The sequence below is a fragment of the Pseudomonas sp. S1(2024) genome, assembly GCF_046557535.1.
This window is the reverse complement of record NZ_JBKGFP010000001.1, coordinates 64,187-89,314: the sequence shown is the minus strand read 5'-3', so window position 1 is coordinate 89,314 and position 25,128 is coordinate 64,187. Positions and strand designations below refer to the sequence as shown.

Genomic DNA, 25,128 nt, shown 5'->3' with positions numbered 1-25,128 from the left:
CGGGCCTCCCCCTGAGTGAGCCCCAACTTGCACCTGCAACTGGGGTTTACTCGTGAAGACCGCTAGAGCCCAATCTCACTCTCCAGGTGCATCGTCAAGACGCGCTCGCTGACGTGGTCGAGCAGGTAGGGGAGCTTGATGATCTTGAATACTCTGTCAGCCAAACGCGGATTGCTGGCATACGTGAGCACCAGGTCTTGCGGGAGCGCCTGCAGAATAAGCGCCGCAACAGGTGCGGCCTGCTGCTTGGCACCGGCCTCAATCAATTCAGCAAGTTCCGCCAACGGCTGTGGTTGCCTGTCTTTAAGCCCTAGGTAGATGTAGCCGCCGACAAGGTATTGCTTCAAGCCAATGAACCAATCGGCACCGTCCGCGATCAGTCGGGTCATCAGCTGATCATCCCCATCCCTGGCTTTTTGCTCACGGCGGAACATCGCCTGGATGATTTCATGGCCGCCATTTCGGGCGAATTCGGCTTTGTAAATCGGCTCCACTGTTGCCCAGGCGCCAGACGGAACGGCGCCAATGCTTGCGCCCAGCCAGTCTGCGAAATTCATGCTGGAATACGCTGCAGGATGGTCTTGGTCGCCGCCAGTAAGCATGAAATTCATGAACGCGGCGGGAATCTCCTGGTTCGCTGACCTGGCATATCGCACCATGTTTTCTGCGTCCATGTAACGCCGGATGGAGCGTATCCCCTGCAGACTCTTGAATGCTTCAATGTCACCGGCCCTGGCCACATTGAGCAGTACTGCATTGATGTTGGTGCCATTGTTAAGGAGTTTGCGAACGTCAGCGACCTTGCGCAAGCTACCATTCTGGAAGCGCATGACGCTCTGGGTAAGGGGCAGGGGGTTGAGGTGATCCAGGCGGTAGCTGCGACCTTTCTGCTGGTGGATGATCGCGATTATCCGTTCGCGAGTGTCTTCTTGTGTCAGGGCTAAGGCGCAAACCTTGTCAAAGGCGGAATCTACCCAGCGTTCTAACGTCGTTGTGCGAGCATGCTTGTCCGGGACATGGCCTGGGAACCCCTGCTCGATCACCACATTCGCCAGCTCGCTTTGGCCAGCGTAGAGTTGCTTTGCCACCTCCGAGATCACCTTCTGACGAGGCTCATCCGCTCTCCAGGCCATCCACTCAATCACCTGCGGTGCAATCCCGGTCAGACACGTCGCGTCCTTCCGGGCATGCCCGGCATCGGCAAGCTCGTTAAATTGAACTTCGGTCAAGACGAAGGAGGGGGTCGGCGTAGCAGTCATACAAACTCCATCTGCATCGGGATTTTCTTCTTGAGATAGACCTATTATGCTTGCTGCCCCGCACTGGGGTAAATCACCAGGCAGTTGACACCATTAGGTATACTCCGTATACTTTAATCACCACCTCATCAAGGATCGTGCTCATGAAAATGCTCAAGCTGCTAGTTGCCTCCGCGTTGCTGTCGGTCTTGGCGGGTTGTGCAGGCCTAACCTCGAACTCTGACAGTTCCGTCGAATACACCTATGCAGGCGTGCCTGACGCCATGGCTGATCACTGGGTGGGGGCGGCCACTGAAGACGGTGGCAAGGAGAACTGGACGTTCGCCATGGATTTGCGCCAGAAAGAACTCAGCCTGGTGAACTACTTCTCGCAGAACTGCACCGCCGTCATGAAGTACCAACGCACTGAGCCTAATGGTGGCCTACTGTTCCTGCAGCAGCGCAGCTCGGGCAACCAGTGCTTCGGCAACCACTATGTCCGCCTTACGCAGATTCAGCCCAATACCCTGGAATATGCCTTCTACACCCTCGAAGGCAAGAAGAAAGCCAGCGGCCAGCTCAAGCGCTCCAGCACCACCGCCTTTCATGTGAACATGGATTCGCGCCTGGTGGGCACCTGGAAAGGTACGGCAGTGCTGGTCGGCGGCAAGTCCACGCCGGCTGTTATCACCATCGGCAAGACCCAGACCAGTTCTGCCAGCTACGATGCGTGTGGCAACAGCCGCCTGTACTACCGCTCGTTTGTCAACCGCTCGGTGGCATTTGAAGAGCAGGCCAGCAACGGTCAGCCAAGTGCCTGTGTTGGCCAGATCACGACCTTCAACTACATGCCTGACGGCACGCTGCGTCGCATCAACCTCAACGCCAAAGGTGAGCGGATTTCGGCGACCTACTTCACCAGGGTCAAATGACCTGGATCTGATCGGTAAATGAAGCCCGCGCCAGCGGGCTTTTTTGTGGGCAAAAACCGCTATCGGCTTGACCCATAAGGGCTTTTCACTCATAATGTATACAGAGTAGACCTTATTGGATGTTGCCATGAAAGTTGCACTTTTCGGCTCCGCATTCAACCCGCCCTCAGCAGGCCATGCCGATTGCGTTGCGCAGCTGGCCCAGTTTGTAGACGAGGTGTGGTTGATACCGTCTTTTCGCCATGCCTTCGACAAAGACATGTCGCCCTACACCCTGCGCTGTGAATGGGTACAGGCGTTTGCGCAAGACCTGGGGCCGCATGTGAAACTCATGGCGATCGAACACGAGCTGGCGATAGCGACGGGTACGCCGCGCCCCATCTACAGCTACGAGGTGGTGGAGCATATCGCGCAACACCATCCTGATCACCAATTGCTGCTGGCCATTGGCCCTGACAACATGCATGCCTGGAGTCGATTCAGCCATACCGAGCGCATCCACGCCCGGTGCCAAGTCATGGTCACCCAGGAGAGACTTCAAGTGCGCAGCACAGGTATTCGCCAGGAATTGGTACGTGGTCATGTTCCACGTGCCATGCTCACACCACATGTGATTCAGGCACTCACCCAATACAACCCATGGAAGCCACTTTATGTCGCTTGAACAACTGCACGACAAAAGCCCAGCGCCTCGCCATGACCCTATCGTGACCCTGGACGCGGTCATCTTCTGCTGGTTGAACGAAGAACTGCTGGTGTTGCTGGAAAAGCGACGCAAAGAGCCATTCAAAGATGTGCTCGCAGTGCCTGGCGGCTATATTCACACTGACTCAGATAAAACCATCGACACCGGTCGCGATCGCATCCTGCGGGAGAAAGTGGGGTTCCTGCCTGACTACATGGAGCAGCTCGAATCGGTGGGTGGTATGGATCGAGATCCGCGTGGCTGGTCGGTCTCGATCATCTACATGTGTATTCTCAAACAAGACAGCCCAGTCTTGGCGAACTTGCCCGAGCACCTGCAGCTGCTTCCCATCTCGCAAGTCACAGGCCCGGACGGTGTCGAGCTTGCGTTCGATCATCGCGAAGTGATCAACCGCGCCTATCAGCGCCTGTCCAGCAAGACCGCTTACTCCAGTTTGCCGCTGCTGTTCATGCCCAGGCTGTTCACGATGCCGATGATCATTAACATCCACAAGGCCATCATGGGCACCACGCCGAACAAGATGAGCCTGCACAAGCGTTACAAACAGGGCGACCTGATTCGCAAGGTGCCAGGTGAAATGCTCTCACTGTCGGGTGCGCGGATTACCGATGCCTACGAGGCCACTATCGTAGAGCCTGAAATGTTCAGCGGCTCGCTGGGGGGTGGGGGATGATCAACTGGATTCAATCCCACCCCCGCAATACACGGGGCCGGGATTTCGCGATCAGCGATATTCATGGGTGCTTCAAGTTGCTGGAAACCAGCCTGGAACAAGTGGGATTTGATCCTGCTTGCGATCGCCTGTTCCCGGTAGGCGACCTGGTCGATCGCGGCCCTCAGAATGAATGGGTACTCGACTGGCTGGACAAGCCCTGGTTTTTACCGGTGAAAGGCAATCACGAGGCCTTCATCTTGAAGCTGTATGCACAAGGCGAGCCTTCGCAAGAGGCGCTGACCCATGCCCTGAATTTCAAGAAGTCTGGATTCGATTGGTGGGGTGAAACCTCCCGGTCGTTCCGACACAAGTTCTTGGCGGCCATCGCCAAACTCCCCATCGCCGCGCAAGTCGACACGTCATTGGGCAAGGTGGGGTTGATTCACGCGGACGTGCCATCAGGGATGCACTGGGAGCACATCGTCGATCTGATCAATGATCCTGATGCTGAACAGCAACGCCGGCTACTGAGCAACCGCGACCGCGTGACCAACAAGGACTGCACACTGGTACCGGGGCTTGAGCGCGTCTACGTGGGTCATAATATTGTGAAAAGGCCCCTGGTGCTGGGCAACACGGTGTGCATTGATACGGGTGCCTACCAGGGGCGTACGGCAAAGTGGCCGGGGAAAGGCGGCCTGAGCATCATTCGCCTGGATGTGCCGATGACTGAGCTGCAAGCAAAGATCAACAGCTGCAAGCCCAACAGGGGGCTGCTGATCCCTTAAGATGCAAATTGGCCAGGTGCAAACACTGGCCAAAAAATGGGGATTTGCCCTGGCACCTGTTGCCCGCTTTGCCCCCGAAAGCCCCTCCCTGCAGGGCGCAACAAGCGCTATTCCTCAACTTCAAAGGCGTCCAAGCGCTCATTGATGTCGAGCAGGACGGCATCTGTGCTTTGCACTAGATCCAACATCGAATCCGACACCTTGAGCTCGGGCTGAGCCAGGGTTTGCGTGATCAGTGCCTGGATTTTCCCCAGCAGATCTTTGAGCTTCCACAGTGCAATCAGGCGCGGCGGTTCAAGCAGAGCAATCAACTGATCATTCATGCGCAACTCAGTTTCGCTGATTGACAGCGCAATGGACTCAAGCTTGTACTTGAGCAGCAGGTCAGTCTGACTTGTCTCGGCCTGATTCATGGTGAGCCTCTTCAGTGGGTCGATGCAGGTGCGCTGGCAGTCGCGGCACGTCGTACAAGCCACTCACGCACCAAGGTGAAAGCCAGGGCCAGGAAGACCGGGCCCAGGAAGATACCCAGGAAACCCCAAACCATCATGCCACCCAGCACGCCCAGCAGCACGATGGGCATCGGCAGCACGCCGCCGCGACTGATCAGAATGGGTTTGAAAATATGCTCGGCACCACCAACAATCACAAAGCCCCAGAACAGCAGGAAAATCCCCATCCACAGCTGGCCATCGTACATCAGCCACAGTCCGATCGGGACATACAGCAAAGGTGGGCCCATGGGAATCAAGCTCAAGAAGAAGGTGGCCAGGCCCAGCAACAGCACTCCAGGGGTGCCGGCGATGGCAAAACCGATCGCCAATAGCACCGCTTGGATGAGTGAAGTGCCTAAAACCCCATTGATCACTCCCTGGATGGTGTTTTGCGCCACCGTCCAGTAACTGCGTGACGACGGCCCAACAATGTAGGACAGCGCGTCATGGAGAATTTCGGTGATTTGCTCGCCCTGGATATGGAACCAGAAGGCGAAGACAATGGCCATCAGGCACTGCACCACAATCGTTCCCACTACGGCACTGTGACTCAGCAGGTAGGTGGCAGCGGTATGCAGGTATGGCTTCACATCCAGGAACCAATCCGGCCCTTTTGCCTCCCAAAACCCCCATTGCTGATGGATGTAGCTGCCCGCCAGCGGGATCGACTCTACCCAGGATGGGGCTGCGGGTAACGTGGTGTGTGCCATCGTAACGATCGGATCAATAAACTGCTGCGTGCCTCCGGCCAAACTCATGGCCAGCGCCACCAGGGGGCCTGCGATCAGGATAACAAAGACCAGGGAGATCAGGCTGGCAGCGACCCAGCGCGACCCCGTAACCTTGCGAAGCCATTGCACTGCGGGCCAGGTTGCGAAGGCAATCAATGCGCCCCAGGCCAGGGTAATTGCAAAAGGTGTGAGCACGTAGAGGGCAGCAAGCAGCACCCCCAGCACAATGGCCATGCCAATGGGCTTTTCCAAGCGGTTGAACATGTTGAATCGTCCGTTTTGGTGAATGAGGTTAATTGCACTGTAATGGCGACCTGCCACTTTTGCAATATATTGATTAAGCGTTGTTTTTGACATTGAGACTGACCGCCAGTGGCGTCTTTTTCTCTACAGTACACCCGCCTTTGAAAAAATCAGGAACGGCAGGTGGGCCGTGACGACCATTACACAGATCGGGAAAGCAAACAGGAAGACCAAGCCCATCAACTGCATGGCCAGCACACCACCCAGCAAGTACATCATTGCGGCCAGCACCACAGCGCACAGGGCTAAGCCGATTGTTATGAGGGCGATTCGACGAACCTGGGCGCCGGCAAGCAGCCAAGAGGCTGAGCCAGACTGGCCAGTAATCGAGGTGAACACTAGGTTTAGCAGCGCCGCCAGACGCTTGGCGTTGAACTGCAGGAGCAGCGAGCCGCCCACACTGACAACCGTGGTCAGGGCAACCCAGTCAGCCCGCCCAGCTGCGCCTAAGAACGCTTGGGCATTCAGTGTCAGAGACTGCTCAACCGTGTGAACAGCCTCGGCATTCATGGCTGCCAGCGCCTCCCATCGCTGGGTGATGTCGGTGCCCAGGATCGACACCCTGGGTAACCAAGAGGGCGGTGTGCCAACCTCGGTGCTTGCCATTGCCAGGTAGGCATCGAGCAGCCTCAGCGCATCAGTCGGGAACGCCGCTGGTAGCCATACTAGGGCGCCCAGCAAGCTCAGCACAAGGGTGGCGCAACCTGCGCCAATCACAGGCCTTCCCACAGCCCGAACCAGGTACGCGAACAGTGGTTGATTGAGCACAGCCAACAGGATGCCAGTCTCGAAGGCGCTTGGCAGAGGTACGACCGCGAATAATCCAGCGATGACTACCCACAACAACAGAGTTTTCGCGACCATCAAATGCAAGTTGATAGGCATGGCAGGCTCACACGCAAGAGTCACTCGGTAAGGGATCTTCAAACCCCATGATTACTGGCGTGTACGGTGTTATTTGCCCGTACAGATCGGGCAATATACACCAAAACCATTAGAGACCCAAGTCGAGCTCCAGCACCAGGTCGCGATAACCCTCCAAAACCGGGGCTTTCATGGCAATCTCACGCGGAAACGCCGCGCTTTTGTAGGTGGCCTGGATCATTTGAAGTTGCGCTGGATCGCGCAATTGTGCCGGCAGTGTTGCGCTCATTGCCTGGGTGATGAAGAGCAGGAGTTGAGCGGCACGATCAATCGCCGTCGCTCGATCGTGAGCAGAACAGTTACCCAGGCGCTTTTTGGCTTCGGCACGGTAGGCGAAGAGCACTTGATTGCGCAGTTGCTGATCCGTGGCACCACGGCTGAACGGCTCCTGAGGAACCACAAGTTCACGGTGCAATGCGGCCTTCATCAGCTGGATACGACCGACCATGCCATTGAAATCTACCCAGCGATGCTCACTCGCAGTGTCCTGCAACTGCTCAAGGTAGTCCTTGGCACCATCAAAATCGCTGACGTTGAGGAGTTCAATGAGCGGGGTGAGGGTGTTCATGCCGACAATCTCCATGGTTCAGTTTTAGCCTATCATGCCCGCGCACACACAATCACTCGCAATCTTAATCAGGATAATGTGTCGTCATTTCATATGCTTACGCTACGTTTCTCAAGTTAATTAGAGAAATCGTATCATTCTAGAAACGACATGAGGTAATCGTGCAGAATGCCCTGAAATCCGGAGGAGGTTATCAAAGCCCTGCTAAATCAATGGGTTAGGCGCAACTGGTGAGGTGGGTCTCATGATCTTGTCTCCACCACCTGCACATGCCATAGTGAACTGGCAGGGCGGCTAACCGGATGAGATCGATCGCCCTCTGGCAGCCAGGGCTGTATTCGCGCAAGGCGAATCGAGAAGGGGATGACCCATCGAAGCAGTGTCCGGATCTACATTAAGAAAAATGCGCCCTGAGGCGCATTCTCTTTGGACGCAAATCAACGATCGCGATCATCATCCGGATAGTCTTCACGACGCTCTGCGTAGTCGCGATCACGAAACTGTGATCGGCCCAGCCCCCCTTCGTAGCGAACAGGTTCAGCAGGCTTGTCTTGATGATCTTCAGGTGCATGTTGGCGCATGACAAAGGCTCCGATAAAGGCTAGAACGCTGAATTGCATTTAGCCATATATTGATTTTAGATTCAATAGGCGCCATGCCCCAGTATCACTGATTTCATCGCCTTCGACACCCTCGGCGGCTCCGACCACATGGCCTGTAAAGTCGCCAAGTGCCTGGATTCGGCGGCCTGTAGGCATGTCGACCCCCTGTAATTTTCTACATTTAGGGGAGGGATTACCCACCCTTGCAAAACAATATATGCTATACTAAAAGCACATTTTGGAGATATCCCATGAGCGAAATTCAAAGCGTCGACACCCCGGAAGTTGTTCACGAAACCACCCAGGAAGCACCCGCCAAACGGCTTGCAGATACCCTGGCGACGCTTCGCTCCATGGCGCTGGATGCTATGGAAGAACACCGCGATGCGCTGATGGAGCTGCCCGAGGTCTACAATCACTTGCAAATGATTGATCGCCACCTTTTCAACGCGGCGGTGGAAGAAGAACGCTCCCGTGCGCCAGCGCCTGAGCCCAAGAGCAACGATCTGCCGGATCTGGTGGCCCAGTTAGCGCCGGGGGAGAAATTTCTCCTCAGATCCCTGTTGAAAGCCCGCAATGGTATCAACAAGCACATGCTGGGCACCGAAAACCAACGCCTGATCGATTGGGGCTTTGTCCTCGCCGAGGGCAACTTGCTCCAGCTTTCCGAGCGCGGCCATCAAGCCAACCAGCTGCTGAGCCTCAAACCCAATCGACGCGCTGAAGCCCCAGTGCTGGCCGTTTCGGCCAACTGACTTCCCGGTAAACGGGGGTGCCGGAGAGATTGTTACTACTCCGGTTCCTCCTGTTTTACCCTTCATCGCCCAATCAGTCACCCGATGGCTGCTAACCCTCAGGGTAACGATCATGAATAATCTGGGTGCCATCCAAGCCTTTCGTCAGGCTTGTAATCCAGCAGCTTACCCACTACCTCCGGGCCATAGACCCTTAACAGCGCGCCAACCACCGCACGGCTTGGTCGGGAAACAATCAGTTCTGCCGGAGAAAATGCGTATCGCTCCAGGTCTGTCCTGACTTGTTCGGCATTCCAATCATCGGGCGTCGTATCGTAATTCAGCGGCACCCCCACCAATCGCTTACCCCCTTCGAAGATCTCAAAGCGGTGCCAGAACCCACAGTTTGGAAATTTGAGCTTGTCACATTCTTCAAGGATTTCAGGAATGGCTTGCAACATCGACTCCAGGCTGTTGGTCACCTTGAAGTGATCAATCGCTGTGCAGATGTAAATCTCGTTGCCGTCGTCATCCTGCGTATCAATGGACGAGTAGTGCACGGCTTGAAGCGTATAGCGAAACGAACCCGATTGATCGCCGGGATCGAGTAGCGGATTGAATTTTTGTTCTGCATTGCACGCATAGCTAAGGCTTGTCTGAGTCAATAACTCCCATAGCTGATCAAGATATTTCCATCCGCCTGGTTTCTCTCCAAGTGCAATCAGCGCCTCTAATTCTTGGGGCGGACTTCGCAACGCAGTGCCTTCACTGCCCAACAGCTTGGCAAGCTGCCTCCTAAGGCCATTGATGGTCAGGTCGCCAGGGATTTCATCAAACCCGGCCAGCCTGGCAATCAGGACGCACCCCGTGTCTCCAAGATTTTGGGCCATGTAGGACGCTACCAACGTAGAGGAGGTGTTTTCCAGGTCTTCCCACTCATGGGCCCAATTGCCGAACTCCTGGAGGGATCGGTGCATGATGAGGATGAGGTCAATCGGTCGTGAAGGTTTCAAAATCTACCTCTAATTGCAGTGCAAGAGTTGCAAGGGGGCACCTGAATGCGAAGACCTTACAAGCCCAGGTCAAGGCCCAGGCAATGTTCCGCATACAGATCCGCCACTTCTGCACCGAACGCAGCTTCAATGGCTCTCAGGCAGGCCTGACCATCCCTTTCTATGATCAGGCCACGAGGATCAAATCGACCTTCCGGTGGAAAATCGCTACAGCCCATCGAATCCATACAGATGTACATGATGGAGCGGCGGGCGGGTGTAAACGGATTGGCGATCTTGCTCTTTGCTTTAAGCACCTTGAGGCACACATCGTTCTGATGTGCGGATTCCTCATCCCCGGTCAACCTGTCGGCAATCAGCTTGAGCTCCTGATCGCAAAGCCTTGACACGTCGGGGAGTTTTTTCAGCAGGGCAGCCAAGTCATTGGCAAAGAAGCTGGTTTTAAGATCATGCGTATCATAATACGGATCATCATCGGGGTGAGCGATCGACACCAGGCTATCAAAGGCCATGACCTCATATTTCCAGCCTTGCGTGAAGTCCTCGGCTGGATTGAGGCACTCCTGAATGGGGTGCTGCAGCAAGGCTTCGGTCAGCGGGACACCCGCCTGGTACTCCCAGAGAACATCAACGTAACGCCAACCTCCAGGGACGCCTTTCAAGGCATTTATCTTCATGAGGGTGGGCAATTGCGATTCCCACCCTTGAGACAAATCGTTGAATTTGCTGCGTAATGCAAACCGCAGGAGATTTATAGTGAAGTGCTGAAGGAGCCCTACAGCGTTAACCAACTCGGCGAACAAGGTAAGTCCAGGGTCTTCGGGATCAAGGGGCCCCAACCCTGGCGCCGTACATTCCAGTACAGGCATCTCGTCAAGCTGCCAGCCCGAGGAATAGCCCACTGATTTTCGCATGGCATAAAGCAGATGCAGGGCACTGGCACTAGGGGTGGGGATGGGGGCGCTCATGGTTCACCGAAAGTCTGGCGTTGCAGGGCCGAATACGACCAGTATGACAGGTGAGCTTTTTTGGAGGCAAAAAAAGACGCCACGCCGTGCCGGCAAATGGCGCCCTTGACCTGACGGCACCTAGGGGTTACGAATGGCTGCCATCAGGCCCGACAGGTCATGACTGTTTTCCAGGAAGGTGGCGATTCGGGGCAGGATTACATCGGCACTTTCCTGAATGCAGCGGATGCGAAACTCGGGCTCCAGCTCCTGAGGAATCAAGCAGAAGAGAAGGTTGTCGGATGAAGCTTGCGGGTCTACGTAGAGCACCGTCGCGCAGTTGACCAGGGCGGCTGCGATCGGATCCATCAGGTAGGGGAACTGCAGGGTCGTCCCGGAGATGATCAGCAGATTGGTCGATCGGGCATGGGCCATGACCTTGTTGTAGTTCTCGGTCTTGATGTTTTCGCCGAACAGCACAACGTCCGGACGGATAGGGGCCTGGCCAGGATGGCGGCAGCGATAGCAGCGCGGCGGCAGCACCATGTCTTCGGTGATCGCCAGTTCGTGCTTCTCGCCACAGCGAAAGCAGGAATAGGAGTGGGTCGAACCATGCAGTTCTACCAGGCGCTGAGGATCAAGCCCAGCGCGAAGCGACAGCCCATCCACGTTTTGAGTGAGCTCCAGATAGTCACTGGAAGCGTCGCTGATGCGTTTTAAGGCCTTGTGCGCCTCCGAGGGCACCGCTGACTTCAAAGCCATCAACAACGTGTGCCAATGGCGCCAGAGGAGCTCTGGGTTCTGCTTCAGGGTTTGTCGAGAGACGATCTGCTCCACAGGCATTTTATGCAGGGCTTCGATTTCGGTGTAGCGCCCTGTGGCTCCCCGGTAGGTGGGCAAGCCACTGCCCACGGAGATGCCAGCGCCGGTGATCGACATCACTCTCATTCACGTGCTCCTTGAAATGATTGGGCGAAGACAACCCAATCGAGTGTCAACGCAGTTAACTCAATATAACGCAAATCGCGAGGGCTTTAGAGGCCAAGCTCCATGGTGAGAATTTCTTCTGCCACCATGTCTGAGTAGTCCTCCATGATGCATGTTTTCAGCAGCGGGTTGCCAGCCAGGAGAAGAAGATCGGCAACCTCTTGAGCATGAGGTAACACCGCGTCCACGCCGATTCGCTTTCCAGTGATAAGGTCATCGATGCACTTGAAACCCTGCTGGGACAACGACCCTGAAAGCAGACTTTTCACAAACGGTTCGAGCAGATGATCCGGAATCACCGACAGAGGCACCGCACCATTCACCAAGGCCTGGGGCAATGTTTTCGGGCTCTGCAGCAACGGCTCAAGCAGGGGTGCGATCGCATCGTGGTTGATGCGCTTTGCAGCGAGCAGCTCATGAATACACTTCAAGCCCTCACGGGACACAGAGCCTGACAGCAGGCAGGTCACAAACCTTTCGAGCAAATGATCTGGAATCACTGACAGCGGTACCCCGCCATTCACCAAAGCTTGGGGCAACCCTTTCTTGCTCTGCAGCAAAGGCTCCAGAAGGGGTGCGATCGCATCGTGGTTGTTGCTGATCCATTGCTTATGCCGCCCAATCGCATTGACCGCGATCAGCGCTGGATCCTGGGACGGTGCTGGGCGACCCCAGGCGGCACTGAATTCACCCAGGGCATAGTCAATGAAATCCAGGTTGCAGTGCTGCCAGAAGTCGGAAAAAAGCCCCTGGTGCAGCGACTCGTATTCACGCCCAATCCGGGCAGCCAGATCCGGCCTGAACACGACTTCGTAGGGATGGCTGACGATCATGTCGTCACGCCCCTGGTTGACGTCCCGCTTGCCAGAGGCATGAACGGTGAGAAAAGCCTGTTCGATAGGGCCCTTCAGGGGGTGACCTCCCTCGTAGGCGGGCAGGTAATGCAGCGTCACTGCCGGCATCAGGCTGAAATAGCGCTCAAAGTCATCCGTGAAATCGGCAGGGTGCACCCCAGGCGGCAATTCACTGAGGTGGCCGCGCATGACCCAGTTTCGCAGGATGGCTTGCGGCCAGTTGAGGTTTTTGATGCTGCCGGTGTCCAATTCAGGATGCAGGTCGAGCACACGACCAATGGCCGATTGCAGGTTACTCTCCAGGGGGCGACTGCGTTGCAACTTGAGCTGACTCAGCCCAGACGGATTGTGCCTGGAGCTCGGGTCAAAAAACTCGCGGTGCAACTGCCCGAGCAAGTCGTCGTCTTTCGACAGGTGCTGAGCGAAGCGATGCAGCTGGCGAGCTGCTCTTTGCGGTGAAATGCTAGCCCAGAATGGCCTTTGCTCCATCATCAGAATGGCGGGCTGGTAAAATGCACTCATCACATCGTTGCGGTGTGGAAACAACGCCGAGGTTTGATCCGTGCACAGAGTTTTATCCTCCCAGGATTCGAGCTCATGTTGCGCGCCGTCGCCAATGATCCATCCGCTCAAGGAGGCCAGGGGATGCAGGCCGTCTTCCAGCAGCAGCATGAGCGCATGCTGGGTCATGTACCCCTTCCCGCCCTCGCATTTGAGCAGGTCGTCAAAACCGAACACGATCAGCGACCCGAAGGTTTTTTTAAGCTCTTCGGGGAAGGCGTCATCGGCTATGGCCTTGGCATAGGCCTTTACTCCAACCATTCGTGTGTGTTGCTGCAAGGCACGGTTGAGCATGTTGGCCAGGTAATCATCCTTGATGCCGGGGTTCATCAGAGCGGCAAATTTCTTGATGCGCACCAGGTGTTCGACCAGGCTTGAGGGTAACGAATCGATTGAACGGTGCTGCAAAATCTTCGACATGGTCGAGAAACCCAGGAAACTATGACTGCTTCCAGCATGCCTTTAGGGCACAAAAAAAGCCAGCTTTCGCTGGCTCGTGTTGCGGTTTTGTCAGTCTTTCGAGCCCATGCCGAGCAAGCTCAACAAGCTGGTAAACAGGTTGAAGATGGACACGAACAACGAAACGGTTGCAAGCACATAGTTGGTCTGACCACCCCGGAGAATCTGACTGGTTTCGTAAAGAATGGCTGCCGAGGAAAACAGGACAAAGCCCGCTGAAATCGCAAGCTGCAGACCACTCATGGGGAAGAACAGCGACAGGATGACGGCCCCCATCAACACGAAGAATCCGGCCATCAGGAAGCCTTCAAGAAACTTCATGTCCCGGCCCGTTTTGAGCACGTAAGCGGAGAGGCCGCAGAAGGTGAATGCGGTCAAGAGCATGGCATTGGCAACCAGGTCGCCGCCATTTTTCATGGCCAGGTAATGGTTGAGCATAGGCCCGATGGCGTAGCCCATGAAGGCGGCCAGGCCAAACGTCCAGGAAATGCCGCCCACGCCATTCTGGTACTTGTGGATGGCGTACATGATACCGTAGAACGCGAGGAGGGTGACGATCAGCCCTGGGCCTGGAAGGTGGAGGCTTTGGCTAACCAAAGCGGTGATGCCGCTGACCACCAGCGTCATCGAAAGCAACATGTAGGTTTGGCGCAGGACGCGGCTGGCAGCCGAGCCTTCAATGGTGGTGGTTGTCGACGAATTAGTGCTCATGGGCATCTCGCTGAGTGGATTCAATATATAGTTAATCACAGAGGCACTGAGCCGTCATCAGGCGACCGTTTCAATCTGTTACAACGACCCCGTCATCAGCCTGGCACCCCATTCCTGGCAAGCCTATTTCAAGCATCTCAATATATTCCAAAATCAGCCGGCGATGAACGGGCCAGCCCGTGACGGAGGCTACTTCCACGGCAGTGCCGTGGGTTGCTCGAAAATGCGAGTGTTTTCAATTGACGCTCCCATCTAAAGGAGGGAGTTTCCAAAGCCGAGATGGATGATCCCGGCTTATTCCCAAGACCACCCCATACCGTAACGCTTACAAGCCCAATGAGTTCTCAAGGGCGTAGGCGAGCTTGCTCTCCGGCAGCTTTTCCATCATCTGAAGGGACGGATTGCCGAACTTGAGCATTTCGTTGATGATGCTGGGCTTGGGTTTTTTCAGTGCCAACATCGCATCAAAGACCTCGGTAAACAAGGGCTCATTGTGTTGTCTGACCAGGCGCATAATGTCGGGTTTGCTCGATATGTACTCACCCGAATACGTCTTGATCAAATCCGTTTTGTTGTCGTGAAGCACTTTGACCAACAACCTGACGGCATTTTTGCGGGTACAAAGGGCGAGCCCAGTGTTAAATTGGGCTTCAAATGCGCCATTGTCACGCCGGGCGTCGACTGCAGTGAAAATATTGGGAATGAGGCCAAAATTTGCCTGCCCAAGTTCAATCATCTTGTCGACCTTGCCGACAGGCAAGGCCTTGACATCGACGTCATACTCCGTAGCGTAACCAATACGCAATGCGTATTGATGATGGCCAAGATCAATGCCTTCGCTCGCCAGAATCCTTGTCACTTTGGCCATCGGGGCGACATAGCGCAAGCCAATCCACGCATCGTTCACATCGCTGTCAAGCGGTAAGTCATGCTCGGGAATTGAACCGATCTCCACCCCGAGAAAATCTACAGGGTGGATACCCAGCGTTGGCCACAGGCGTGGGAAGGGCAGAAACGCCATTTTTGCATGGCACTCAGCAAGATCGAGGACATAGGGTTGGGCCCCATGTCGGTGGGTATAGAGGTAGCTGAGCTTGTCCACCAAGGTTTCCATGATCAGCTTCGGATCCTCCCCCTTCAGCACGAACACCTGTGCAGGGAGGGCGCTCAGCGCCTGGCCAAAATCCTTGACATGACTGAAATGTCGCATTTCATCAGCCCTGGTTACTTTCTTAGTGGTCACATTGAGATTAACCAGGAAGAGATTTTCGGCAGCATTGTGAAACGCCTGCTGATCACCCGCCCAGGTAGCGAAATCGATCTGGCCACGGTCGTCCATGCCCATCAAATCCGCCAACAACGGGGCGTTCTTTACAACTTCGGCGCTTGACTGACCGATCAAGTTCCGCAAGTTGTAATTGGTTATCTGCTTCACCAGCGCGTGCATTTGCGGGTTGGTTCTGCGAAGCTCATTCACACGACCCAATGCCCGATCTTCATCAATGAGATAAAGGGGAAGCAGCAACTTTCTGTACACGTGCTCCAATGCCTTGTGCAGCTCTTCATCGCTGAGCTCGGCGGGTATACGAATCCCTGCGAATCCTGATCTGTCGAGACGCTTCATCAGCTTCTCGGGGCCTGAATACTTGGAAGGAACTGCATTTTCCAACGAAACGCCATCGGCCTGCAGCAAATGAATCAGGCCTAGATCAATATCTGTATTTAGCAGGGCCATCAGTTCGTAGCCCTCCTTCAGGTATTTTCCGGGCTTACGGAATTTTCGCCAATCCTGAATGATCTGGGCTGCAGATGAGCCCACATCGGTATGATACTCAGCCCTAATGGCCTCGAAAATCCGGGTGTAATCATCCAGAGCCTCCTGACCGAGAATGGCCAAAACGCGCTCAGGGGAGGTGTTGCGAAAGAGTGTCATGGGATGGTATTTCCACAGGTGTTTCAATCACTTTAGCCATGTATTGTTATCGGTGTCTACGCCGGCAAACCTGGTGACATGGTGCTTGCAGGAGGTTCCCCGACACTCGCGCAACTAAAGACCGAGATCCCGTTCCAACACCTGGTCGAGGTGGCTGTCTGGGAGTTTTTCGAGGTCTTCTTGGCGGGGAGTGCCCTGCTTGAGCAGCATGTTGATGATCGAGGCTTTGGGCTTCTTTCGCGCCAGGGCCAGGGCAAAAACATCTTGGAAGAGCGCCTGATCTTCGTCGGCAATCACTTTGACCATCGCCTCCTTGGTCAGGTAACTGGAGATGCCTGTCAGGGTGTGGATCGCCTGAAAGGCTCCCTTGTTCAAAAGCTTGTCGATAAGCATTGCAGCCACTTCACGCGAACACTTCGACAGACCCTCCATGAAGTGATGGGTGGCTTCATCTCCCCGCATGTTCATCGCCCAGGTGACCATCAGTACACTGGGTGCGCGATCCGGATACACATCAGCCGCCTTGACCATGTCATCCAGCGATCCTGGTGACCAGTCGTACAGGTCAACATGATAATCACCGCCAAAGCCGATCCGATCCTGGTACTTGGGGTCAGTAAAGTCCACGCCTTGCGTACGGAGCACATTCACCAGGCGCTGGAAAGTCAGGCCCTTCCTGTCACGAAACAGCCGGGCGCTTCCATGCCAACTGTCACTGAAGCAATCCGGGAACATCAGGCGATGATCGGTGCTCTCCTGGATTGGAAACCCAAGGAAATCTGCGGCTTCGATTCCAAGGTCTTTCCACAGGTGGGGGAAGGGCAAGAAGGGCGCTTTGCACCCTGCATCGATCAGGCTGCTGGTGAAGTCGTTGTGACCGTGTCGATAGGTGTACAGGAACTCCAGCTTTTTACGAATCCCGGCCATTACCTGAAGAGGGTCTTCCCCCTGGAGCACGAACGCTTGGGCGGGCAGAAACGTCAGGGATTGGGCCATCCGGCGCACGTAATCAAAGTGCGTGCGCTCCTCGCGCATGACCGGCTTGCTTTTTTCTGCCAACGTATTCAAAAAAAGCGCTTCCGCTGAAGACTGGAACGCGCTCTGATCGCCAGCCCAGTCTTTGAGGGTGACCCGCCCTTTGGCGTTGATGCCCATGAGGTCGGCGAGCAAGGGGGATTTAGCAGGCACAGCCAGGGTGGTTTTCCCCATCATCTGCACCAGGGTGTAATAGGTTACGCGCTCGGCGATGAGCAAGATCCGGTCGTTGGTCTGTCGGCGCTGCTCAATAGACCGGAGCTTCTCTGTCGCATTTTTGCAAAGCACCGGGCCGAGCAGCTCATGGAATAGCACCCCGATCCCTCCGCGAACCCAGGACTCTGGCATATTCCTGGGAATCTTGAAGCCACAGAGGCCCGTCAACTGGATTTGCTTGGGTAGATCCTCATCCGAGCGATCCCATTTTGCACGCTTCTCGGGTTGAAACTGCACGCCATCCTCAGCCAGCAAACCCAGCAGGCCCAGGTCATATCCATCTTCGCCAAATGCCTGGAGCAACCGTGCCTCGGCATCATCGCACTTCTGGAACACCTCGGCGGCATATTGGTCTCGTCGCCCGCCAAAACCATTGCCATGCACCTGATCGATGGCATCGCGGTAAGTCGAAAAGGCTTCCTCACCACAGACAGCTTTGACTATGGCATCAGTCGTGTTTTTGAAAAGCTGCACCAAGGGCCTCATTCATATCCAATATATCTAGTATTGAATTTCCAAGGTAATCAAGCCCCAAGTCAAGTTTTGCATGGACAAATAGCCAAAAAACAAGTGACTTGTCTTTCAAAACCAGCTGTGGAAAAATCGCGAATATACAGGATATTGGAATCAGCCATGAGTCAGGTCATCACGATTTATACCGATGGTGCGTGCAAGGGTAATCCAGGCCCTGGTGGCTGGGGCGTCATCCTCCAAGCTGCTGGCGCCGAGAAAGAGTTGTTCGGCGGCGTTCCCGACACCACCAACAATCGCATGGAAATGCTTGCCGTCATCAAGGGCTTGGAAGCGCTCACGCGCCCGTGCGAAGTCGAGGTCTACACCGATTCCCGATACGTCATCCAGGGGTGCGACGAGTGGCTGGAAGGCTGGAAGAAGCGCAATTGGCGCACGGCCCAGAAGGAGCCCGTCAAAAACGTCGATCTCTGGAAAGTGATGGATGAACTGCTGGGGCGCCATGATGTGATCTTCCATTGGGTCAAGGGACACAATGGCAACCGACTCAATGAGCGTGCCGATGCCCTGGCCAACAAGGGTGTGGCTTCGCTGAAAAATGCAGGCCAATCCCAAGCGGCCCAAACCCCAGGCGTCGCCGAGACTGCAGCAAGCCAGGGCGCCTTGGACTTCAACTCAGCGGCGAGCCGTCTGCCACCCATTCGGGTGTATACCGATGGTTCGAGTCGCAAGACCAAAACAGGCGGTTGGGGTGTGGTCATCATCAACCAGGGTGTGGAGACGGAAATGTCTGGCCACGCTTGGGAAACGACAAATAATCGCATGGAGCTTGAAGCCCCAATCCGAGCCCTGGAAGTTCTGCCTGCCGGTCAACCTGCGCACATCACCACCGACTCACAATATGTACAAAAAGGCATCGAGGAGTGGATCAAGGATTGGCGCAGGCGGGGCTGGCGCACGGCGTCCAATGAACCGGTCAAAAACGTAGATCTCTGGAAGCAGCTCGAAGCGTTGTGCGCCGAACGCAAGGTGACCTGGGCCTGGGTCAGGGGCCACAATGGCGATCCTTACAACGAGCGGGCAGACGCGTTGGCACAATTTGCGTCCCTGCATGCCCAGGAGTTGCTGGGGCTTGAGAAGATCAAGGCAGCGATGTCATGACGACAGGCAGGGCATTCGATAAGACCCGGCCTGCGGATTTCCAGGCGTTCCGGAAAGCATTTTTTTCAAGCCTGGAGAACAACTTCGCCCGCTTTAAGCGGGGGGAAAATTACCCTGATAACTGGTCTCTTCGCGAACTGCACCTGAACAATCCAGATGCTTGCTGGACGTTTTTACAGCGGTATTCATACTTCCAGGACAACAGCGAGCTTGACCTGATGGCGGCCCTGGTTGCAGACGGTTTTTCCTACCGGGATCTGGTGCTGCTCACAGAAAAATCGCATTGCGCTTACAGCTACCTATGGGATGAATTTTACGAATCATCCCTGGGCGCCATGGCTGTTCGCTTGCCGTTTGCTTCCAAAAGCGGGTGCTTTTCTTCGCTGCAACGACTGTTCAAGGAAGTCAGTACTGTTGCATTCAATCAAGATGGCGCAACTGAAGAGGCGAAACTGACCGCCTTCTTCAAATCGATGCTGCTCAACAGCTTGCACGGCCAACCGACTGCCATAGCCACCCACTACAACACCTGGCTGCCTCAGGAGGAAATGTGCAACCTCCTGAGCTGTGACGGGGAGATGTCAGAATCGCTGGCCGAAACAGCCATTAGCACCTTAGTCGGCAAGCAATATGCCTTCGAACCCTACCGTAACTACCACCCCCTGGATTCGGATCGAGCGCTGCCAAATCCTACTGGCTTCGAAGCCCTTATGCAGATTTTGATCCGCAGCCTGGTGTATGACAAAGCAGCGATCATGCACCTGACCGACGTCGATGAAAATGCAAAATGGCGGGTCTTGCAGGTCACGGCCAGGCTCCTGGCAGACCATATCAATGCCGACCCCTGGCAGGCTGACAAGCTGGCCACGCAAATGTTGATCAACGCGCTCTGCATCTTCGAAAAGGCCGTGCCGGAGCCTTTGCGTCGCCATCACCTGTTTGGCCAGCAGTTAGAAGACAGGGCGTATACACGGCTTGAACACCTTGTTTACGCCGGGCCCTTGCAGGCCCACCGCCTGGAGCCACTGCAATCGTTTAACGCCACGGCGTCCTTCCCACTCTTGCTGAGCTCGCTTGAGCAAATCGATGGCCCTCTCCAGCCCAGCGAGCTGCTGAATAGCCACTTGATGCAGGTGCCGGCGATCGGTGAAATTGCCCACCTCAGAAGAGTGCGTGGAATCGAAGACCATATTGACGCGATGCCAAATCCCGCCTTCTTGAATGTCCGGGCAAAGATTCCGACCGTGGTACAAAAGAAGGCGCATGAAAAAATCATGGTGCGCTCGGCATTGATGCTGCTGGACTACTCACTGCCGGACATGGATGCAACACGCCTCGCAGCCGCAGGGCTCCATAGTTACGGATTCAGGCCTGCAGATGTCGATGAGCAGCGGTTGATCATCAGGGCGCTGTGTGAAAAGGGTCAGCCTTCAATGGATCTGCTAAAGGTCTGCAATATTAGCCAGACTGTTATCCGTGAGCATCTGCATCAGCTAGGGGAGGAGGCCATGGAGCATACGCTCAGCCAGGATCTAGGGCTCTAACCGTGCCCCCGGTTCTCAGGGCGAAGGCTCTGCGTCCTGTCGGGCGGTTCGCTCGCAGGTTTTGATGCTGGGCCACGTGTAGTTGGCAATGGGTATATCATACTCCTGCACGCCTTGCTTCATCGCCTCCTCAGCCATGGCATGCAGGGTTTGCAGGTGGGGCGCCATCCACTCGGGGAGCGGCATGTAGGCGCAAACGAACCTGGCTTCCTCCGGGCACATGCCGCCCATGCCGAGATTGTCATACACGGTGATGCCATGATTTTCGAAGGTCACGGTCGCATAAAAACAGTGGCAGCCGGACTTTTTCACCTGCCCGGAGGCCGCATCCACATCGTTGGAATGCAGCATCAGCGGTTCGTCGATCACATTGAAATGGTAGAGCAAGCCGTGGCTGATCTGCGTCAGCGGGTGCAGCCAGCTGATCGTTTTGGTGGCAGTCATGGCCTTGACCTGCTCGAACGAGAATGGAAATACCTCCAGGCTCTCCTCGATCCTGTCGGCCCATTCCTGCTTCTGTTCGCGAAATGTGGCGAAGGCTTCCTGTATTTCCTGGATACTGTAATTCTCCAGCAGCGAGTCCATTACCCGTTGCCTGGCGGCCTGTTTATCAATAGTCATGAAACCCAACACCTTTTTCTTCCATCATAAGCCAGGCACAACGCCGGGTGAAAGCTTCTGCCTACGGACAGTTCCCCATGGGGCAAGGTAGGTTCCCTGGAAGATGCCCGAGGACGCTCTACAAGCGCTCACCGCGCCTTATCTCATAGCCGTCGTATTTTTCGTACCAGAACGGCTTGGCAATGTCCTCATCCAGGAAGAGCGAGGTGGTACCGGTCTCTGGGGTAATGGGGTAGTTGCCCCTGGGTTGACCGTCAACGAGTAGAACCTCGGCCTCCACCACCTTCACCGTCTCCTCGCGCAGATCAAGCTCCAGGAGAAATCGCTTCCAGTGAATCCTGCACTTCATTTCATAGGTGGGATCCATGAGATGATCATACTCACCAAGGCGTGGAGACTGTGCGTCCTGGTACGCACTGTCCAGGGGTGCTAGCGAGTCCTGGATCAAGGCCCATACCTGCTGCAGGATCGCTTCATCCTGCTTAAGGAAGCGCTTGGCGCGGCAGCTGCCTGAGGGCGAGTACCAGCCTTGCTCCTGGTAGACTTCGGCGAAATGCGTGTTTGTATCTGGGCGGTACAAGTCGAAGTCATAGGTCAGTGGCCTTTGATCAAAGAATGGTTTTTCCACCCAGACATCAACAGAGCGTAAGCCGCCCATGCAAACCTCGACGCAATACGGTCGTGTAATCCATACCTTCATCCGGTATCTCCTCTGGGCAAGCGGGATCGATTGAGCCTGGCCAGAATCCGGCTGGGCGCCCTCACTGTATAACCCCATTTCGGCCATGATGGAAGGATCCTCGAAGGCAACGCTCTTTATCAATAGGCGTAAAACCCGAGGCCTACAAGCCCAGCCCAACCCCAAGTGAAAGCTCCAGCATTCGGTCTCCTACGATGCCAAGCACCTCGGTGGGCAGACTGGCCTTGGCCATGATTTCAGCCGCGTGCCGATTGCCCGAGATCCGCCGCCAATGACCCTCGCCGAAAATCTGCGCGTCCACCATGTGTTGAGCCATCGGGGTATCGACATCAAGGTCGTGCTGGCGGCGCAGCTTGGGATCACAGAGGATACCCAGCAGGGCATCAGCCAAGGGCGCTTTGAGCACCTCTGGCAGGGCGTCCAGAGGCTTTGGGCGCCAGATCAATGCCGAACCCTCATCAACCACAACCTTGCTCTCAATCAGTCCTGCAAGCGCTCTGGCAGAGTACCCACCCTTGATGGCGCCTGGGAGCACGTAATGCGCATTGGCGAACCATACCTTGAAGAGCATGACGCGAGCCCACTCGCGATAATCTTCGGAGATTTGATTGCCCGCCAGGAAGTTGAGGTGGGTGCGAAGGGGAGCGGGGTCGATGTCAGCGAAATCCGCCATCAGCCGAATGGGCAGGGTGCCCATGGCTACGTTGACCTTTGCCTGTTCATCTGCATTGTTGAAATCCACCGGCATCTGGCAAGCCAGCCGAGTTAGCCACGCACTGCGCGCTGTGTCGCTGCCAAGGGTGTCAAGGTAATCTACCAATCGGCCATGGACTAACGACAGTGCTTCGAGGGAATAGATGTTGGAGAACATCAGCGCCTTGCCAATCTGATCCTTGGCGCCGTCCTGGAGTGTCGGGTTCAGAAACTGGGCCAGCAGTGCGTCGCAGCTGCCGGTGTACAGGTGGTTTTCCCGGTAATCGCGATAGCCACGCTCATGCCCGTCGCGCAAGCTGAACCCCAGGCCCAGGTGCACCGCACTGCAGGTGATTTTCCGGTAATCATTCGGCTCATGCTCGGCGGCGCAGTTCTGCAGGGCCTCGCGCTTGTATTTCACATGGAAGGTGAGCGCATTGATTTCTGTGGGGTTGAGCGGGGCCATCCGAAACAGGCGATTGACCACCTCCTGCTGAGCAGCAGTCGTAGCGTCGAAAATCAGGTCGATATACAGGGGGAGGAGGCGACCATCCTCGGTAATGCCTCTGAACTCGGTGGTGGAGATCTCCGTGTGCGTCAGCGACATGCCCTGCAGGGCCTCCAGGCGCTCCACCCACTGACCCAGGTGTTCGTACAAATGCTTCACGTTGACCTCGATGCCCAGCCTGGAAGCCAGAATGGCAGTGGTCTTCACGCCAATGACGCCCACCTCGGTTTCGAGGATGTAGCTCGCCAGGGCTGGATCGTCAGCCTGAATCTGCTGAAGCACAACGGACAGGGTGTTGCGGCAGTTAATATTCGGCGTGCGGTGATGATCCCGCATGAACTCAAAAAAGCCTCGATGTCTCAGGTCATCGACTGGCCCGGTCATTAGCTGGAACAACGGCTCAAGGGCCATGGAGGTGAGCAAGTGTTGCTGGAATAGCCTGTCGTAGTCGCTGCGGATGGGATTCATGAATAAGCTCACCGAATTCTAGTTGCTTGGGTTGGGCCAACTTGGAGGAATGCTGTCATCACAACCCCAAGGCGTTGCTCAAACTCTGCTCCCGCATTTTTTCACCTACGACTTCGAGTATGCCGGGTGACAATGTCGCTTTAGTCATAAACGCTGATGCCTCATCATGCTCACTGATTTGCCGCCAATGCCGGCGCGTCAGGATTCGGGCATCGACAATGCGCTGGGCAATGGGTTGCTCTGGTATGATTTTTTGCTCGGTGCAAAATTCGGAATCACATAGACATCCTACGATGACGTCAGCATACAGTCTGCGGATACTCTCTGGCAGCTTGGTTGGTGGCACAGGAGCCCATTCATAGTTGTTGCCCCTTGATCCAATAATGCCCTGCTCAACCAGGGCGCGTACCTTTTCCTCAGGATATCGCCCCAGCATTCTGGATTTTTTCAAGCGCACCGGATCAGAGAAACAAACATCAAAGATCATCCTGCGCAGAGCTGACTGGAACTTAGGCAGAGGATCATCTTCATTGAGTTGCTTGATCAATGCCATGAAGGGGGTGGGATCACGCTCGGCGAACTGAACGATCATGCGCACCAGGAGCCCGCCTGTCTCAATATTGGTGAAGAATTTTTCGTTATACCGAACATAATCCTCCCGCAGTCCGTTCGCCAGGGAGGTTAGCCAGGCTGAGCGTGCTGCGTCAGTCGTCATGGAGTGAAAGAAGCCAAAGAGATGCCCATGCAGCATGGCCAACGCATGTCGCTCTTCAACGTCCGCAAACAACAACCCCCTTCCGAGATGTATCGCCGCATCTTCGCACAACTCAGGAACCAGAAATTTTGCAACAATGTCGTTGGTATTTTTTTCATCATTGAAGTATCGCTGCATCTTTTCTGCATCAAGACGACCTGAGAACCCCAGGTGAATGGCACGCTCTGCCACTGCTTGCTTGTTATCCCCGCCATATTGCAGGCGCAAGGCGTTAAGCACGCCCTTGCCTGATTCCTTGCACAATATCAGGGCATCATAATCATGGGCATCCAAACGGGTAATATCGAACAGCCTCGTCACCAGCGCTTTTTTTTGGGGCGTTGTCGCTTTGAAGATGATGTCAAAAACCAAGCGGGGGATACGCGCATTCCTTGATATTTCGTCTTGGCTTTCAATCGACAAAATGTTCTGCTCTTGCAGCTCCTTAACTTGCTCGGCTTCCACGCGCTCAACCCAGGCTTCTAGCCTGTTGAATATCGTTGAAAGCTCATAACGAATGTCATGATCCTCAGCGAGCATGGCCACCGCTCTTAACCCGATTGTTGCGAATTCGTTTTCAACGATCGTTGTGGCCAGCGCTGGGTTGCCAATGGCAATTTCGGCGATCACTCGCTTCAGAACGGGATAGGGGTCGCACAGGTGCCGACCTCTGTTCTCCCGCATGAAGCCAAAAAAACCATGCTCTCGCAGGCCCTCGATAATCCAAGGCTCAGCGTTGAAGCGAGGCCTTGCAATGATGTGCTCCACCATTCGATCAGTGAACAGGTGGTCATAGTCTGGGCGTTTTTCCATGATG

The 25,128-nt window shown here is 55.3% G+C and carries 24 protein-coding genes and 1 pseudogene; 8 read left to right on the top strand and 17 right to left on the bottom strand.

The annotated features are described in order from the left end of the window. Positions 1-62: 62 nt before the first annotated feature. Entirely contained in the window at positions 63-1,259 is a 1,197-nt protein-coding gene (locus ACLCGK_RS00440) for a hypothetical protein (RefSeq protein ID WP_410950815.1), read from the bottom strand. A gap of 143 nt (positions 1,260-1,402) precedes the next feature. Between ACLCGK_RS00440 and ACLCGK_RS00435 the strand changes: the two genes are divergently transcribed. The 4 genes from ACLCGK_RS00435 to ACLCGK_RS00420 all read left to right on the top strand — a co-directional run bounded on the left by ACLCGK_RS00435 (position 1,403) and on the right by ACLCGK_RS00420 (position 4,319). Further along, positions 1,403-2,170 (top strand): hypothetical protein, encoded by a 768-nt coding sequence (locus tag ACLCGK_RS00435; RefSeq protein WP_410950814.1) that lies wholly within the window; start codon positions 1,403-1,405, stop codon positions 2,168-2,170. Positions 2,171-2,297: 127 nt separating this feature from the next. Continuing rightward, positions 2,298-2,834: a nicotinic acid mononucleotide adenylyltransferase gene (locus ACLCGK_RS00430; RefSeq protein ID WP_410950813.1), complete on the top strand. Its 537-nt coding sequence runs from the start codon at positions 2,298-2,300 to the stop codon at positions 2,832-2,834. Next, complete coding sequence (locus ACLCGK_RS00425; RefSeq protein ID WP_056798623.1) at positions 2,824-3,549, top strand: NUDIX hydrolase; 726 nt, start codon at positions 2,824-2,826, stop codon at positions 3,547-3,549. Before ACLCGK_RS00430 ends, ACLCGK_RS00425 begins: the two co-directional genes overlap by 11 nt. Continuing rightward, entirely contained in the window at positions 3,546-4,319 is a 774-nt protein-coding gene (locus tag ACLCGK_RS00420; protein ID WP_410950812.1) for a metallophosphoesterase, read from the top strand. Before ACLCGK_RS00425 ends, ACLCGK_RS00420 begins: the two co-directional genes overlap by 4 nt. Before the next feature lie 107 nt (positions 4,320-4,426). Here the strand turns inward: ACLCGK_RS00420 and ACLCGK_RS00415 are convergent, their stop codons facing one another. The 5 genes from ACLCGK_RS00415 to ACLCGK_RS00395 form a co-directional block, all read right to left on the bottom strand. Continuing rightward, positions 4,427-4,732 carry a hypothetical protein gene (locus tag ACLCGK_RS00415; RefSeq protein ID WP_410950811.1) on the bottom strand — a complete coding sequence of 102 codons (306 nt, stop codon included), beginning with the start codon at positions 4,730-4,732 and terminating at the stop codon, positions 4,427-4,429. A gap of 11 nt (positions 4,733-4,743) precedes the next feature. Continuing rightward, on the bottom strand, positions 4,744-5,901 hold the full coding sequence (locus ACLCGK_RS00410) for an AI-2E family transporter (protein WP_410950810.1): 1,158 nt from the start codon (positions 5,899-5,901) through the stop codon (positions 4,744-4,746). A gap of 30 nt (positions 5,902-5,931) precedes the next feature. Continuing rightward, a complete protein-coding gene (locus tag ACLCGK_RS00405) occupies positions 5,932-6,732 on the bottom strand; it encodes a hypothetical protein (protein ID WP_410950809.1) in 801 nt (266 codons plus the stop codon). A gap of 109 nt (positions 6,733-6,841) precedes the next feature. Then, on the bottom strand, positions 6,842-7,339 hold the full coding sequence (locus tag ACLCGK_RS00400; protein ID WP_410950808.1) for a hypothetical protein: 498 nt from the start codon (positions 7,337-7,339) through the stop codon (positions 6,842-6,844). Positions 7,340-7,733: 394 nt separating this feature from the next. After that, on the bottom strand, positions 7,734-7,910 hold the full coding sequence (locus tag ACLCGK_RS00395; RefSeq protein ID WP_410950807.1) for a hypothetical protein: 177 nt from the start codon (positions 7,908-7,910) through the stop codon (positions 7,734-7,736). A gap of 282 nt (positions 7,911-8,192) precedes the next feature. On the opposite strand from ACLCGK_RS00395, the gene ACLCGK_RS00390 reads away from it, so the two are divergent. After that, the gene (locus ACLCGK_RS00390) at positions 8,193-8,696 is read left to right on the top strand and encodes a hypothetical protein (protein ID WP_410950806.1); all 504 of its coding nucleotides are present in this window, start codon (positions 8,193-8,195) and stop codon (positions 8,694-8,696) included. A gap of 110 nt (positions 8,697-8,806) precedes the next feature. Here the strand turns inward: ACLCGK_RS00390 and ACLCGK_RS00385 are convergent, their stop codons facing one another. From ACLCGK_RS00385 to ACLCGK_RS00355, 7 genes are all read right to left on the bottom strand, one after another. Continuing rightward, a complete protein-coding gene (locus ACLCGK_RS00385; RefSeq protein WP_410950805.1) occupies positions 8,807-9,688 on the bottom strand; it encodes a hypothetical protein in 882 nt (293 codons plus the stop codon). 56 nt (positions 9,689-9,744) lie between these two features. Beyond that, entirely contained in the window at positions 9,745-10,656 is a 912-nt protein-coding gene (locus ACLCGK_RS00380) for a hypothetical protein (protein WP_410950804.1), read from the bottom strand. A 120-nt stretch (positions 10,657-10,776) separates the two neighbouring features. Continuing rightward, positions 10,777-11,574 (bottom strand): SIR2 family NAD-dependent protein deacylase, encoded by a 798-nt coding sequence (locus tag ACLCGK_RS00375; RefSeq protein WP_410950803.1) that lies wholly within the window; start codon positions 11,572-11,574, stop codon positions 10,777-10,779. 95 nt (positions 11,575-11,669) lie between these two features. Beyond that, positions 11,670-13,457: a hypothetical protein gene (locus tag ACLCGK_RS00370; RefSeq protein WP_410950802.1), complete on the bottom strand. Its 1,788-nt coding sequence runs from the start codon at positions 13,455-13,457 to the stop codon at positions 11,670-11,672. A gap of 90 nt (positions 13,458-13,547) precedes the next feature. Then, positions 13,548-14,207, bottom strand: a complete 660-nt coding sequence (locus tag ACLCGK_RS00365) for a Bax inhibitor-1/YccA family protein (RefSeq protein WP_410950801.1) — start codon at positions 14,205-14,207, stop codon at positions 13,548-13,550. Between the two features lie 325 nt (positions 14,208-14,532). Further along, positions 14,533-16,140 (bottom strand): hypothetical protein, encoded by a 1,608-nt coding sequence (locus tag ACLCGK_RS00360; protein WP_410950800.1) that lies wholly within the window; start codon positions 16,138-16,140, stop codon positions 14,533-14,535. Positions 16,141-16,254: 114 nt separating this feature from the next. Further along, a complete protein-coding gene (locus tag ACLCGK_RS00355) occupies positions 16,255-17,865 on the bottom strand; it encodes a hypothetical protein (RefSeq protein WP_410950799.1) in 1,611 nt (536 codons plus the stop codon). Between the two features lie 159 nt (positions 17,866-18,024). On the opposite strand from ACLCGK_RS00355, the pseudogene rnhA (ACLCGK_RS00350) reads away from it, so the two are divergent. The 3 genes and pseudogenes from rnhA (ACLCGK_RS00350) to ACLCGK_RS00340 form a co-directional block, all read left to right on the top strand. Then, positions 18,025-18,465 (top strand): annotated as a pseudogene (gene rnhA, locus ACLCGK_RS00350) (ribonuclease HI); the annotation flags it as partial. Between the two features lie 87 nt (positions 18,466-18,552). Continuing rightward, positions 18,553-19,023, top strand: a complete 471-nt coding sequence (rnhA, locus tag ACLCGK_RS00345) for a ribonuclease HI (protein ID WP_236707513.1) — start codon at positions 18,553-18,555, stop codon at positions 19,021-19,023. Then, a complete protein-coding gene (locus tag ACLCGK_RS00340; RefSeq protein WP_410950798.1) occupies positions 19,020-20,567 on the top strand; it encodes a hypothetical protein in 1,548 nt (515 codons plus the stop codon). Before rnhA (ACLCGK_RS00345) ends, ACLCGK_RS00340 begins: the two co-directional genes overlap by 4 nt. Before the next feature lie 15 nt (positions 20,568-20,582). Here ACLCGK_RS00340 and ACLCGK_RS00335 read toward each other — a convergent pair whose 3' ends face one another. From ACLCGK_RS00335 to ACLCGK_RS00320, 4 genes are all read right to left on the bottom strand, one after another. Next, entirely contained in the window at positions 20,583-21,152 is a 570-nt protein-coding gene (locus ACLCGK_RS00335; RefSeq protein WP_410950797.1) for a hypothetical protein, read from the bottom strand. 154 nt (positions 21,153-21,306) lie between these two features. Then, the gene (locus ACLCGK_RS00330) at positions 21,307-21,888 is read right to left on the bottom strand and encodes a hypothetical protein (protein WP_410950796.1); all 582 of its coding nucleotides are present in this window, start codon (positions 21,886-21,888) and stop codon (positions 21,307-21,309) included. 142 nt (positions 21,889-22,030) lie between these two features. Next, positions 22,031-23,557, bottom strand: coding sequence for a hypothetical protein (locus ACLCGK_RS00325; RefSeq protein ID WP_410950795.1), 1,527 nt, complete (start codon positions 23,555-23,557; stop codon positions 22,031-22,033). A gap of 58 nt (positions 23,558-23,615) precedes the next feature. Beyond that, positions 23,616-25,124, bottom strand: a complete 1,509-nt coding sequence (locus ACLCGK_RS00320; protein ID WP_410950794.1) for a hypothetical protein — start codon at positions 25,122-25,124, stop codon at positions 23,616-23,618. Positions 25,125-25,128 lie beyond the last annotated feature (4 nt).

Bases quoted from the DNA above. Each gene is read 5' to 3' on its own strand.
- ACLCGK_RS00440 (WP_410950815.1), bottom strand. From the start codon at position 1,259: ATGACTGCTACGCCGACCCCCTCCTTCGTCTTGACCGAAGTTCAATTT.
- ACLCGK_RS00435 (WP_410950814.1), top strand. From the start codon at position 1,403: ATGAAAATGCTCAAGCTGCTAGTTGCCTCCGCGTTGCTGTCGGTCTTG.
- ACLCGK_RS00430 (WP_410950813.1), top strand. From the start codon at position 2,298: ATGAAAGTTGCACTTTTCGGCTCCGCATTCAACCCGCCCTCAGCAGGC.
- ACLCGK_RS00425 (WP_056798623.1), top strand. From the start codon at position 2,824: ATGTCGCTTGAACAACTGCACGACAAAAGCCCAGCGCCTCGCCATGAC.
- ACLCGK_RS00420 (WP_410950812.1), top strand. From the start codon at position 3,546: ATGATCAACTGGATTCAATCCCACCCCCGCAATACACGGGGCCGGGAT.
- ACLCGK_RS00415 (WP_410950811.1), bottom strand. From the start codon at position 4,732: ATGAATCAGGCCGAGACAAGTCAGACTGACCTGCTGCTCAAGTACAAG.
- ACLCGK_RS00410 (WP_410950810.1), bottom strand. From the start codon at position 5,901: ATGTCAAAAACAACGCTTAATCAATATATTGCAAAAGTGGCAGGTCGC.
- ACLCGK_RS00405 (WP_410950809.1), bottom strand. From the start codon at position 6,732: ATGCCTATCAACTTGCATTTGATGGTCGCGAAAACTCTGTTGTTGTGG.
- ACLCGK_RS00400 (WP_410950808.1), bottom strand. From the start codon at position 7,339: ATGAACACCCTCACCCCGCTCATTGAACTCCTCAACGTCAGCGATTTT.
- ACLCGK_RS00395 (WP_410950807.1), bottom strand. From the start codon at position 7,910: ATGCACCTGAAGATCATCAAGACAAGCCTGCTGAACCTGTTCGCTACG.
- ACLCGK_RS00390 (WP_410950806.1), top strand. From the start codon at position 8,193: ATGAGCGAAATTCAAAGCGTCGACACCCCGGAAGTTGTTCACGAAACC.
- ACLCGK_RS00380 (WP_410950804.1), bottom strand. From the start codon at position 10,656: ATGAGCGCCCCCATCCCCACCCCTAGTGCCAGTGCCCTGCATCTGCTT.
- ACLCGK_RS00375 (WP_410950803.1), bottom strand. From the start codon at position 11,574: ATGTCGATCACCGGCGCTGGCATCTCCGTGGGCAGTGGCTTGCCCACC.
- ACLCGK_RS00370 (WP_410950802.1), bottom strand. From the start codon at position 13,457: ATGTCGAAGATTTTGCAGCACCGTTCAATCGATTCGTTACCCTCAAGC.
- ACLCGK_RS00365 (WP_410950801.1), bottom strand. From the start codon at position 14,207: ATGAGCACTAATTCGTCGACAACCACCACCATTGAAGGCTCGGCTGCC.
- ACLCGK_RS00360 (WP_410950800.1), bottom strand. From the start codon at position 16,140: ATGACACTCTTTCGCAACACCTCCCCTGAGCGCGTTTTGGCCATTCTC.
- ACLCGK_RS00340 (WP_410950798.1), top strand. From the start codon at position 19,020: ATGACGACAGGCAGGGCATTCGATAAGACCCGGCCTGCGGATTTCCAG.
- ACLCGK_RS00335 (WP_410950797.1), bottom strand. From the start codon at position 21,152: ATGGACTCGCTGCTGGAGAATTACAGTATCCAGGAAATACAGGAAGCC.
- ACLCGK_RS00330 (WP_410950796.1), bottom strand. From the start codon at position 21,888: ATGAAGGTATGGATTACACGACCGTATTGCGTCGAGGTTTGCATGGGC.
- ACLCGK_RS00325 (WP_410950795.1), bottom strand. From the start codon at position 23,557: ATGAATCCCATCCGCAGCGACTACGACAGGCTATTCCAGCAACACTTG.
- ACLCGK_RS00320 (WP_410950794.1), bottom strand. From the start codon at position 25,124: ATGGAAAAACGCCCAGACTATGACCACCTGTTCACTGATCGAATGGTG.